Below are 12,462 nucleotides of genomic sequence, written 5' to 3'. Positions count from 1 at the left end.
AAAACTATTTAACTTTATTCTGATTGGAATTAGGCTTTAATTCATCTGGGCTGTCTTTGGTAAACGTTTTAAATTGTTCTTTTGACGGACTCACGAAAATATCGTTTAAGACATCAAAGCTCAATTCTTCTTTTGGATTAAAAGCATCAGAATTCATGTATTGCTGTAAGGAAATGAACAATTGTTTTGCAGCAGGTTTATTTTCTAAATCCGGACCTAAATCGGCACTGCTCACGATAATTTTCCCTTTCCCCACTTTAGCCTCTAGTATTAATGCCAGTCTGCGGTTCATAAACCAAGTATCAATAGGCTGTACCAACGGACGGAAATCTGCCGGAAAATCTTCAAGATTCATCACCTGCGAGCGGTTTTGAATTTCCCACCATTGCAGATCGCTATGGAAACTCGTTGGAAAACTGGCAAAAGCAGCACTTTTATCCTGAATAAACATTCCTGTGACGTGTGGAGGACGCATTTTGAACCAGGAAGTATTCCAGAAAACCGGAAGAAAATGCATTTCTACTTCTTTCCCTTTTACAACCTTGCCGGATGCATTCAAAAAGACTTTTCCACCATTCTGCAAAACCTCTTTGGCTTTGTCATCCATAACAGTTGTGTAATAAACAGAGGAAGTAATTTCCGGATTTTTATCAGGATATACCCAAAAATCCCAATCGTTTATAAAAGCCGTATTATTTACTTTTACTTCTAAATTTAATTTGGATGCAATCTTAATTTCGTTCAATGGAAAAGTCAGGTTTCCAACTAAAATACCATTTCCGTTTTCAAAAGTTTTAGGGGTAAAATTTCCTTCAGAAAGAGCAATTCCTTTCTCATTTTTGATAGTCCAGCTGATTACCGAATTTTGTAAAGGAGTTTTTCCTGAGTGAAAAAGTGCTATTTCGGCCTTAAAAGTTTCAGTATTGGTATAGACAAATTTTGGAATTTTCAGCAACGGAACCGTTTCGTTACAAAATCGTTTATATTCCTGAGAAGTTACATATCCTTTTTCCTGAAAAAAAGCATCCAAAACACCCACTAAAGCGGTTCCCTGACCCGGAAAGTCCTGTAGCCCTAACGCCTGAAATCCTGCATATCCTGGTGTTCTCAGCATTTTTTCAATCTCGTTTTTATAACACAGTACCTGCAGTTTTCCGGAGGCATTCAAAAAGTCTTTTGCCTGATCGGCCATGTTGTGATCTGCAAGATCCTGACGGAACATTTCGAAATTTTTAGCCCTGTAAACCCCTTTGTATTTAGATATTTCTTCAAAATTTGGGAAAACACAATACTGACCGATTTCATGCGCAACAAATGGCACTTTAAAAGGAGCAATTCCAGTACTGAAATCTGTTTCTGTTTCGGGCAATTTATTCCAGTTCAAACCTCGTACACCACCACGGGACTGGTATTCGGCATTTGGAACCACAGGCCAGCTTCCGCCAACAGACATTCCGGTATAAACTCTTCTGCTGTCTTTGGCTTTCCAAAAATCCACAAAGGCATTGAGATACTCTACCTGTTTTCCTGCAGGCTCATTTCCGGCTGATAACATTGTAAATGAAGCATAATTGCCATATGCTTTTGCCATTCGCATGGTCTCATCATACAAGAATTGGTCAATCGGCTGACCTAATCCTATTTTTGGACCGTGATTCGGCCAGCTTGGTCCTTCGGGCTGCAAATAGATTCCGGCCTTGTCAGCTGCAATAAAAGCTGCTTCGGGAGGGCACCACGAATGAAAACGAACATGATTTAAACCATAGGATTTGATTGTTTTGAAAATTTTGTCCCATACTTCAACCGTAGTTGCAGGATAACCTGTTAATGGAAATTCGCAATTATGTACCGTTCCCCGGAGGAATACCGGAACATCATTAATCAAAAACTGATTTCCTTTTATTTTAAATTCCCGCATCCCAAACTGAATCTTTTTCTCAGATTGTATTCCTTTAGCATTAAGTTTTACGGTCAGATGATACAAAGCCGGGTCAAATTCGCCCCAGGTCAGCATGCTTTTTTTAAATGGAAGTTCTATTTCAATGATTTCGCTTTCAGTATACGAAATAGTTACCGGATTAGTAATTTCTTTAGTTTGGTCAGATTTTGGACTGTTAAAGCTTTTCGCTGATAAGGATAATTTTCCATTAAACACATTTGAAGTACTATTCTGAATCGTAATTTTTACAATAGCTTTTCTGTTTTTTACATCCGGATATATCTGAACATCATCAATATAAACAGGCGAAAATGATTCTAAAGCTATTTTACCAATGATACCATTCCAGTTTCCCTGTGTGTGGTCCGTAATACTGTGGGAATCGGGTCCCACGTTTATTTTAGTGATCCGATTATCAATGCGAATAGAAATGCGCTGTTTCCCTGGTGAAAGAAATGCACTTAAATCGTAAACATGTGGTGCTACTAATGAGTTTTTTAAGCCAACTTCTTTATCATTTATCCATACTCTGGTTTCGATATGAGCTCTTTCTAAATGAAGAAGGATCCGTTTGCCTTTCCAGTTGGAAGGAACATTTACATCTTTCTGGTACCAGGCAGCACCAACATAATGTTTTGCAGGGGTGAGCCAAAACGGGATATGTATGTTGCCCGGCTGACGGTATTTTTCTAATCGTGGAATAAAATAGAATGAACTGTCATAGATCGAACCTGTCCATTTTGTTTTTAGGGTGATATCATCCCCTTTCAGAAATTCAGCCATTGACCCGGGAAGTTTTATAACATCTGCGAGATTTTTGTTATACCACTTTTGAGTTATTCCTTCATCGTTTCGGTCAATTTCAAAATGCCAGTTGCCTTCGAGATTGATTTCATCATTTTTAAAACTGCTTAAAGTAAATAAAACAGTCAGTAACAGACAGATGTAGCCGCATTTTTGTGTCATAATCTTAGTTTAGTATAAAGTAAAAATAACCGGTCAGGCAAGAATTGTCATCCTGTAGCATCCTGTCTTTTATTTAACAGTTATAACCGATAGTACAGGATACAAAAAAAATAAGAATAGAATAAATTTGATTAATTAAGAATTGGAATCGTAAAAATGAACGGAAATAATTATTTTATTTTTAAATATTTAAGAAAAGTTACATGGTGTATTATACTTATGATGTGCGTTTCTGCTTCTCATGGGCAACAGTCAGGAAAAATGAATGCGATTTATTCCGGAACGCCATGGTTTGACCAAAACGGAAATGTTGTAAGTGCCCATGGTGCCAATATTATTAAAGAGAAAGATACTTTTTATCTCTTTGGCGAAGCTCACACGGATATCAGTAATGCATTTACAGGATTCAATTGTTACTCATCCAAAGATTTGTATAACTGGAAATTTGAAAGCATTGCACTTCCGCTGCAAAAATCGGGTAAATTGGGTCCTAATCGTGTTGGTGAAAGACCAAAAGTAATGAAGTGCCCTAAAACGGGAGAATTTGTTATGTTCATGCACGCCGACACCCTGACATATAAAGATCAGTTTGTGGGGTATGCTGTATCCAAAAATATTAAAGGGCCTTATCAGTTTAAAGGTCCGGTTTTGTATCAGGGGAAACCCATTAAAAAATGGGACATGGGAACTTTTCAGGATACTGATGGTTCCGGTTATATCCTGGTTCACGGAGGTGAAATTTATAAACTGAGTGATGATTTTAAATCGGTTACAGAAAAAATAAACGAAAATATTACATCCGGATTTGAATCTCCGACTATGCTTAAAAAAGACGGTCTTTATTATTTTATAGGTTCGCATTTAACAAGCTGGGAGAAAAACGACAACTATTATTACACTTCAAATTCGCTTAAAGGCTCCTGGCAATCTCAGGGTTTAATCGCTCCGGAAGGAACACTCACATGGAATTCACAATCGACTTTTGTATTGCCAATCCAGGGGACAAAAGATACAACCTTTATGTTTATGGGCGACCGATGGTCTTTTTCTAAACAAGCGTCATCAGCAACATATGTATGGCAGCCGCTTGTAATTTCGGGAACTTTGCTTTCGATTCCTGAGTATCAGGATGCATGGAAGATTAATACAATTACCGGACTTCAATCTGAGGCAGATAATAATGACGAGATCATAAAAAACACTAATCCGAAAATTCAATATAAAGGTAACTGGAAACAAAAAGAATCTGAAAGCAAATCAGATGAAAAAGATGCTTCTGTTCTAATCAAATTCACGGGAGAGCAAATTGCTTTGTATAGTGTAGTTAATCCTGAAAATGGTTATGCAAAAGTGGTTTTAACCAATGAAAAAGGCAAGGTAATTGTATCGGCACTTGTTGATATGTACAGCAAATTTTCGACATTGACACAAGTTTTTAGGTCTCCGGTGCTAAAAAAAGACAATTATCATTTAACTGTTTCTGTTACCGGAGAAAGACCAAACTGGTCAGATAAAAGAAAATCAAATTACGGAAGCACAGGGTATTATATTTCTATCAGTCAAATTAAAATAACACCTCATAAAATTTAAAAACCAAAAAAAACGCAATGAAAAGATTACTGACACTAGCAATCTGCATTTTGGGAATTGCCCAGCCTGCATTTTCTCAAAATTATAAAAACGATACTTTTCCGGATGGAAGCACTATTACACCATGGTTTAAGGATTATACTAAACTTCAATTGAAGGATTTAGGAAAACAATATGCCATTACAGATTTTGGAGTTACGAAAGACAGTACCAAAATTCAGACCGTTGCGATTCAAAAAGTTATTGATAAAGCGGCGAAAAGTGGTGGTGGAGTAATTGTGATTCCAAAGGGTGTTTTCCTGAGTGGTGCCTTATTTTTTAAGCCTAAAACAAGTTTATATGTTGCTGAAGGTGGAACTCTAAAAGGTTCAGATGATATTGCCAACTATCCGATTATGCCATCCAGAATGGAAGGTCAGAACCTGGATTATTTTCCGGCTTTGGTAAATGCATACGGTGTTGATAATTTTTCTATTTCAGGAAAAGGAACCATCAACGGAAACGGTTATAAATATTATGAAGCTTTTTGGGCAAGACGAAAAATCAATCCAAAATGTACCAATCTTGAAGTGTCAAGACCAAGACTGGTTTTTGTTTGGAACTCTAATAATGTGCAATTTCAGGATGTTAAACTGATAAATTCAGGTTTCTGGACGAATCACTTTTATAAATGTAATAATGTAAAACTATTAGATTTATACATCTTCTCTCCGCATTTAGAAGTTAAGGCTCCAAGTACAGATGCAATCGATGTTGATATCTGTACGAATGTGTTAGTGAAAGGATGTTATTTGTCTGTAAATGATGATGCAATTGCATTAAAAGGCGGTAAAGGACCTTATGCAGATCAGGATAAAAATAATGGACCAAATGCTAATATCATCATCGAAGATTGCCGATTTGGTTTCTGTCATTCGGCATTAACAAACGGAAGTGAATCTATTCACAACAGAAATGTAATTATGCGTAATTGCCAAATCGATGGTGCCACGAGAATGCTTTGGTTAAAAATGAGACCGGATACACCTCAAAGATACGAGTACATTAGAGTAGAAGACATTAAAGGACAGGCAAAAAACTGCCTTGTTGTATTGGCATGGAAACAATTTTTTGATTTAAAAGGCCGTCCTGATGTTCCGTTATCTTATGGCGATCATGTGACTTTAAAAAATATCGAAATGAAGTCGGATACTTTTTTCAATGTAGAAAAAGACCCGAATGTTCGTTTATCTAATTTTACTTTCGAAAACCTGAATATTGAAGCAACAAAAACAGCTGTAGATAAAAGTATTGTAGACGGAATTACCTTAAAGAATGTGCTTTTAAACAAGCAGTTGGTGGAGTAATTTTTTCTAATAATTTAAAGATGCAGAAGTTCAAAGTTGTAACGTAATTAGTTGTAAACTTTGAACTTTTGTTTTTAGGTAAACAAACTTAAATATGAACAAAAATATACTTGCAAGGTTGCTGTTGTTGCTTATTTTTTTGAGTAACAACATTTACAGTCAGGATAAAAACGCAGTTAATTTTTCAATTTCAGATTCCAATCAGTTAACTACAATTTATATCGATAAAAATACAGACGAATTAGTTATTTGGGCTGTAAACGAATTGGCTGATGATGTAAAAGAGATAACCGGAAAAAGACCCGAAATTGTTCCAACCCAAACTATTTCTAAAGAAGGAATTTATATCGGAGAGGCCTCATCAGATCTTTTTAAATCAAAATCCAAAGATTTGTCTGGTCAGTGGGAGAAATTTTCCATTAAAAAAGAGAAGGACAATCTTTTGGTAGTTGGAAGCGATATAAGAGGAACAGTTTATGCCATTTTTGAAATTACAGAGCGTCTGGGAATTTCTCCATGGAAATGGTGGGCAGATGTTCATCCGATAAAAAAAGAAAAACTAACATTGCAGCTTCCACAAAAAGGCATCATTTCATCGCCATCGGTACAATACAGAGGAATCTTCTTAAATGATGAAGACTGGGGATTAGAGCCCTGGGCAGAAAAAACATTCGAACCGGAAGTTGGAAACATCGGACCCAAAACTTACGAAAAGATATTTCAGTTATTACTGCGTTTAAAAGCCAACACCATCTGGCCGGCTATGCATCCTTCTACAAAAGGTTTTTTTACCCTTCCGGGGAATAAGGAAATAGCCCAAAAATATCATATGGTTATTGGTTCTTCACACGCTGAACCAATGCTTCGGAATAATGTTGACGAATGGAAACCTAAAATTCATGGAGATTATAATTATTTTACCAATAAATCCAACGTTGACAAATATTGGCAGGATCGTTTAGATGAATTAAAATCGGCTCAGAACGAAACCATTATGACATTGGGCATGCGTGGCGTTCATGACAGTAAAATGGAAGGGGCGAAAGATTTAAAAGAATCCATCGATATGGTGGAAAAAATCATTTTGAATCAGCGTGAGATGCTTTCAAATACTTTTAAAAAACCGTTAAAAGAAATTCCTCAGGCTTTTGTACCGTACAAAGAAGTGTTGGAATTATACGATAACGGACTTAAAGTTCCCGATGATATAACTTTGGTCTGGCCAGATGATAATTACGGGTATATTCGCCGTCTCAGTAATGAAGAAGAGCAAAAAAGAGCAGGAGGAAGCGGTGTTTATTACCATATTAGTTATTGGGGAAGGCCACATGACTATCTTTGGCTCAGTACAACACAACCGGGTTTGATTTGGTACGAAATGACTAAAGCTTATGAAAACGGTGCTAAAAAAATGTGGATCGTAAATGTTGGAGATATAAAACCTGCCGAATATGATACAGAACTTTTTCTGGATTTAGCGTGGGATATTAATAGTATAAAATCGGATGGAATCAATCAGTACCTGAAACACTGGATTACCAGAGAACTCTCTTCCCAAATTGCAGAATACTTAAATCCTGTATTTGAAGAATATTACCGATTGGCATTTCTCAGAAAGCCGGAATATATGGGATGGAGCCAGACTGAACCTACTACGCAAATAAAACTATCCGATTTTACTGAAGAAGAATGTCAGAAAAGAATAAAAGCTTACAATAATTTGGTTAAAGAAGTAGATGTTTGGAACTCTGCCGTTTCAGTAGATACTGGCCAACTTGTTCCTGATGAAAGACTAGATGCTTATTTTCAATTGGTAACTTATCCGATTAAATCAGCTGCTTATATGAACCATAAATTTTTATACTGGAATCTGGCTTGCAGGGCATCAGATATAAATGAGAAAAAAAAATACGAAACACTATCTAATGAATCATACAACAAAATAAAAGAACTGACTGATTTTTATAATGAGAAACTGAGCAGTGGCAAATGGAATCACATGATGTCGATGCGCCCTAGAAATCTGCCGGTTTTCGATTCTATTAAAAAAGCCGAATTTTCAAAAGAAGCATCAGTTAAAGAAACTTCAAAAGCGATAAAATTCATAAGTGCAAATCAGTTTATTTCTAAAAAAGAATCTAAAGAATACCAATGGAAAACCATTAACTGTTTAGGGTATAGTAATAATGCTATTACTTTATTTCCATTAAAACAAAAGTATTTTAAAACTGAAAAACCGTCAGTTTCTTATGATTTTGAAATTGAAAATGTGGGTAATTATGAAATAGAAATTCACTTGTTGCCTACGCATGCCAATAACTTTGATCATCAAATCGAAGTACAGATAGACGGAAATAAAACGCAGTCCTTTTCGATCAATACAAAAGACAGGGATAAAACCTGGAAAGAAAATGTATTGCGCAATAGTGCCATTGTAAAACTGCCTGTTTCAAATGCAAATAAAGGAAAACATACGATTGCAATTAACGTGAATCAAACAGGAATTGTATTGGACTATATCACAGTAAATACTAAAATCTAAGATGAATCAAATTTTAAAATGATAAAAAATATGAATACAAAAAATCAATTGTTAGTACTGTTATCGTTTTGTTTTTCAATTTTATATAGTCAGGAAAATGAAATGAGTTCATCAGAAAAACCGAATATCATTTTGATAATAGCTGATGATGCCGGATGGAATGATGTCGGGTACCACGGTTCGATAATCAAAACGCCAAATATTGATTTTTTAGCTAGAAACGGGGTAGAAATGGATCGGTTTTATGTCAATCCAACCTGTTCTCCTTCAAGGGCGAGTTTGTTTACGGGAAAACCGGCGAGTCGTATGGGAATCGTAGCTCCGATTAGCGATAAAAGTCAGTTGAAACTCCCGGATTCAATTCCAACATTGCCAAAGCTATTGTATAAAAATAACTATCAGACAGCACTTATAGGTAAATGGCATCTTGGGTTGCAGCCGAGCAGTGGACCAAAAGCGTATGGATTTGATTATTCATATGGTTTCCTACACGGACAATTAGATCAGTATACGCATTTGTATAAAAATGGCGATAAAAGCTGGTATCGAAATGGTGAATTTATTGAAGAGGAAGGGCATGTTACAGACTTGCTTACCAATGAAGCTGTCAAATGGATTTCGGAAATAAGAGATCCAAAGAAAAGTTTCTTTTTAGAAGTAGCTTATAGTGCACCGCATTTTCCTTTACAGGAAGAACAGAAATGGAAAGATCCTTATATGAATTCCATAAAAGACAGTTCGCGCAGGGATTATGCGGCGGCTATGAGTCACCTCGACAATAGTGTTGGAATATTGCTTGAGAAGCTTAAACAGCAAAAACTGGATAAAAACACGCTGGTTATTTTTATGAGCGATAACGGTGCTATGCAGGATTGGGACTCTAAAAACGAATATAATGGAAATCATCCATCAAATACTGTTCTCGGAGATAATACACCGCTCAGGGACTGGAAAACATCAAATTATGAAGGGGCAATACGAGTTCCCTGTATATTTTATTGGAAAGATCATTTGAAGAAATATAAGAATGAAAATTATATTTCGGTAATAGATTTATTACCAACTATTTTGTCATTAGCAGGAGATCATAATCTTCCAAAAAGTATTGAAGGGAAAAATGCCTGGACGGCAGTTTTAGAAAATAAATCAATTTCTGATCAGGAAATTTATGTTAGAGGTCATTTACAGGAATCCTTAATTAAAAAGCCATGGAAAATAATCCGGACCAGGCACGTGAATACTTCTGCAGATTTCGAGCTTTATAATATTGAAAAAGATCCTCAGGAAAAGAATAACCTTATTTCAGAAAATAAATCGGTAGCCGAAGAAATGAAAATAGCACTTGAAAATCAGTTTAAAAAGGATGCTAAAAAAGTGAATTATGACAAATTAAAATAAATCCATTATCAGAGGATTCATAATTTATTTTTTAAGTTAGTAGTTGTTTTTCGAAAAATATTATTTAATGAAGAAATTAACTCAGACCTGCACAGTGTCTATGACAAAAGTTATGACGACAGAAACTTTCATATACTAACCAAAATTTTTTATGAAAAAACTTTTTATTATTCTCTTATTTCTTTTAGCTGTAAATTGTTTTTCTCAATCAGACAAAGACTTCAAATATATTGCTAACGACAATGATGGAGCAAAAATATACATTACATCGCAGGAAAAAGATGGTGAATGTTTAAGGTTTTGGATAAGTCATATAATTCCGGTACGACCAGTTAAAAACATTCAATTAAAGGAGATATTTTTTGGTGGGAATCGTGAATTGATGTTAGTTGAATTGAATTGTACAGCTAGAACCTATAATCTGATTAAAGTAATCTCATATGATCTTAATGGTAAAGTCGAAAAATCAGATGATGTAAAAATAAAACATGAAAAAATCTATCCAGGGTCTTTTATGGATATTATTGCAACAGAAGTTTGTAAATTATAAAATTGAATATCTGATAGCTTTAAATCATCGCTAACCTAATGAATGGTATATGTGCTTCTGTAGACAAAAAGCCAAATTTAAATGACAAAGACATGAGATTTGGGGCTGCCAAACGTTATTGTAAATAAAATTTTGAAAATATTATTTTTATAAACTATTGATAATTAGTGGTAATGTGAATGGTTTTATTAAATATTAACAGTAACAGGAAAAATAGGGATAATTTTAACACTAAACTTACGTTAACTATAAAGCAAACTTTTATTTTTGCGACCTAATTTAATACATAATTATCATGAAAGATTTATTAGTAAAAATCAACGCCGAACTTGAAACATTCAAAACAGAATCTGAATCATTATCTGAAAAAGGTGTTAAAGCAGCAGGAGCAAGAGCACGTAAATCATCTTTAGAGATTGAAAAACTTTTAAAAGAGTTCAGAAAAGTTTCTATCGAAGAATCAAAAAAATAATACTAAAAACCTCGTTTAATTTAAACGAGGTTTTTTTTATGCATTAAAAGTGAAAAGTGAAAAACTGCAAATTCCCCGTTCACGTAATTTATATTCTTAAATTTCATAAAACATTTTACATCTAACATTTTACAGATTCCATACAACTTACTTCGGAATTTCAATATACTCCCTCAGTCCGCAGTCTTTTATTTTTTTAAGACTTTCAGCTACTGTAAGTGCATTAAAAGCAGCCCCTCCAGCTCCTGTGTGCGTATGATCTTTCGGAAAAAACGGTTTTACTTTTTCTTTGCCTAGAGCTTCGTATTTTTGGGCTACAATTTCGTTCAGGTCAATATAAAATGCTTTTTCTCTTTCGGCAGCAATTTTCGACCAGTTTCCATAAGTATCGGTTCTGCGTTCTACTTTGTCGTTTGGCCATTCGTTTCTTGGCGTCTGACTTAAAACAATCGGAATAGCGCCTTTTTCTTTGCTTTCCCTTATGAACTTTTGCATGTACCAGCCAAAAGTATGAACGGTTTCTGTTATGCTGTCACGAACGACAATCTGAGTTTCATCTCCATTACCTTTTAATGAACCTCTAAATTTTTCTTTATCAACCGCTCCGGCATCATTATGACCAAACTGAATCATTACAAAATCACCTGGTTTCAATTGATTCTTAACTTCATCCCACAAACCTTCTTTGGTATAAGTACGTGTACTTCTTCCTCCTCTGGCTTTATTGACCACTTCAATTCTGGTGGTATCGCAATATTTTGGAAATGCAACTCCCCAGCCGACAGCATTGGGATTATCGCCATTGTTTGCCATCGTTGAATCGCCAATTAGAAAGACTTTTTTCTTCGCCGGAAGTACAATTTTCGGATCTTTTAAAATATATTTTTTTAGGGAGTTTTTGCTTGCTTTCAGTTCATTGACAATTAATGAAGCCGCCAATACAGCTCCTTTTGCAGAGGGATGTGTATGGTCTTTTTTATAGAAATAAGTTCCGGTTACTTTTTGTTCGCCTAACTTTTCCATTTCAACAGCCATTTTTTCATTCAGATTGATAAAAGTTACTTTTTCCTTTTCTGAAATTTGTTTAGCCCATAATCCGTATGATTTGTCGTTGCGTGGTACTTTTCCTTCCTTCCAGTCATTTCGTGGAATAGGGGAACAAATAATCGGAATAGCGCCTTTTGATTTTGCTTCCTGAACTACTTTCTGAATGTACCAGCCGTAAGTATGAACTGTTTCATGCTTTTTAGTAATCATGTTGTCGATTTCCTGGGTTTCTGATCCAATTCCTTTGATGGTTCCCCTTGCCCGGAGTGTGTCATTTAGTGGACCGTCATCGTTATGTCCAAACTGAATCAGCACGTAATCACCTTTTTTAAGTTTATTCAAAACCGCTGTCCACAAACCTTTATCCTGAAAAGTCCTGCTGCTGGTACCGCCCAAAGCATGATTTTCAATATTGACTTTTGTATTATCCAAAAACTGTCCAATATAATCTCCCCAGCCCCAAAGCCCGCCGGATCCGTCACCTCTTCCGTTTTTTACGGTAGAGTCTCCCACGGTGTAAACTGTCGGTTTATTGTTTTGTTTTGGCGTAAAATTGAAAAATAATAAACCTAAAAACAGTATTGCAGTTATTTTAATCGATTTCATAATTAA

General features: G+C 35.4%; 8 protein-coding genes. 6 read left to right on the top strand and 2 right to left on the bottom strand.

The window, feature by feature from the left end; translation table 11 throughout:
• Positions 1 to 4 precede the first annotated feature (4 nt).
• Entirely contained in the window at positions 5 to 2,905 is a 2,901-nt protein-coding gene (locus tag FLACHUCJ7_RS17880) for an exo-beta-1,4-galactosidase (protein ID WP_180909865.1), read from the bottom strand.
• Between the two features lie 156 nt (positions 2,906 to 3,061).
• On the opposite strand from FLACHUCJ7_RS17880, the gene FLACHUCJ7_RS17875 reads away from it, so the two are divergent.
• The 6 genes from FLACHUCJ7_RS17875 to FLACHUCJ7_RS17850 all read left to right on the top strand — a co-directional run bounded on the left by FLACHUCJ7_RS17875 (position 3,062) and on the right by FLACHUCJ7_RS17850 (position 10,803).
• Positions 3,062 to 4,495, top strand: a complete 1,434-nt coding sequence (locus FLACHUCJ7_RS17875) for a family 43 glycosylhydrolase (RefSeq protein ID WP_180909864.1) — start codon at positions 3,062 to 3,064, stop codon at positions 4,493 to 4,495.
• Positions 4,496 to 4,512: 17 nt separating this feature from the next.
• Positions 4,513 to 5,841, top strand: coding sequence for a rhamnogalacturonidase (locus FLACHUCJ7_RS17870; protein WP_078228209.1), 1,329 nt, complete (start codon positions 4,513 to 4,515; stop codon positions 5,839 to 5,841).
• Between the two features lie 94 nt (positions 5,842 to 5,935).
• Complete coding sequence (locus tag FLACHUCJ7_RS17865; RefSeq protein ID WP_180909863.1) at positions 5,936 to 8,383, top strand: glycosyl hydrolase 115 family protein; 2,448 nt, start codon at positions 5,936 to 5,938, stop codon at positions 8,381 to 8,383.
• Positions 8,384 to 8,413: 30 nt separating this feature from the next.
• Entirely contained in the window at positions 8,414 to 9,781 is a 1,368-nt protein-coding gene (locus tag FLACHUCJ7_RS17860; RefSeq protein ID WP_230408860.1) for a sulfatase-like hydrolase/transferase, read from the top strand.
• 151 nt (positions 9,782 to 9,932) lie between these two features.
• Positions 9,933 to 10,331, top strand: coding sequence for a hypothetical protein (locus FLACHUCJ7_RS17855; protein ID WP_180909861.1), 399 nt, complete (start codon positions 9,933 to 9,935; stop codon positions 10,329 to 10,331).
• A 295-nt stretch (positions 10,332 to 10,626) separates the two neighbouring features.
• Positions 10,627 to 10,803: a histone H1 gene (locus FLACHUCJ7_RS17850; protein ID WP_078228205.1), complete on the top strand. Its 177-nt coding sequence runs from the start codon at positions 10,627 to 10,629 to the stop codon at positions 10,801 to 10,803.
• A gap of 147 nt (positions 10,804 to 10,950) precedes the next feature.
• Here the strand turns inward: FLACHUCJ7_RS17850 and FLACHUCJ7_RS17845 are convergent, their stop codons facing one another.
• On the bottom strand, positions 10,951 to 12,456 hold the full coding sequence (locus tag FLACHUCJ7_RS17845; RefSeq protein WP_180909860.1) for a rhamnogalacturonan acetylesterase: 1,506 nt from the start codon (positions 12,454 to 12,456) through the stop codon (positions 10,951 to 10,953).
• Positions 12,457 to 12,462: the final 6 nt, after the last annotated feature.

This window comes from Flavobacterium salmonis (genome assembly GCF_903819435.1).
GTDB lineage: Bacteria > Bacteroidota > Bacteroidia > Flavobacteriales > Flavobacteriaceae > Flavobacterium > Flavobacterium chungangense.
The sequence above is the reverse complement of the archived record's forward strand: the minus strand, read 5'-3'. Positions and strand labels throughout refer to the sequence as shown.

Excerpts from the sequence above, each read along its gene's own strand:
- FLACHUCJ7_RS17880 (WP_180909865.1), bottom strand. The coding sequence starts at position 2,905 with ATGACACAAAAATGCGGCTACATCTGTCTGTTACTGACTGTTTTATTT.
- FLACHUCJ7_RS17875 (WP_180909864.1), top strand. The coding sequence starts at position 3,062 with ATGAACGGAAATAATTATTTTATTTTTAAATATTTAAGAAAAGTTACA.
- FLACHUCJ7_RS17870 (WP_078228209.1), top strand. The coding sequence starts at position 4,513 with ATGAAAAGATTACTGACACTAGCAATCTGCATTTTGGGAATTGCCCAG.
- FLACHUCJ7_RS17865 (WP_180909863.1), top strand. The coding sequence starts at position 5,936 with ATGAACAAAAATATACTTGCAAGGTTGCTGTTGTTGCTTATTTTTTTG.
- FLACHUCJ7_RS17860 (WP_230408860.1), top strand. The coding sequence starts at position 8,414 with ATGAATACAAAAAATCAATTGTTAGTACTGTTATCGTTTTGTTTTTCA.
- FLACHUCJ7_RS17855 (WP_180909861.1), top strand. The coding sequence starts at position 9,933 with ATGAAAAAACTTTTTATTATTCTCTTATTTCTTTTAGCTGTAAATTGT.
- FLACHUCJ7_RS17850 (WP_078228205.1), top strand. The coding sequence starts at position 10,627 with ATGAAAGATTTATTAGTAAAAATCAACGCCGAACTTGAAACATTCAAA.
- FLACHUCJ7_RS17845 (WP_180909860.1), bottom strand. The coding sequence starts at position 12,456 with ATGAAATCGATTAAAATAACTGCAATACTGTTTTTAGGTTTATTATTT.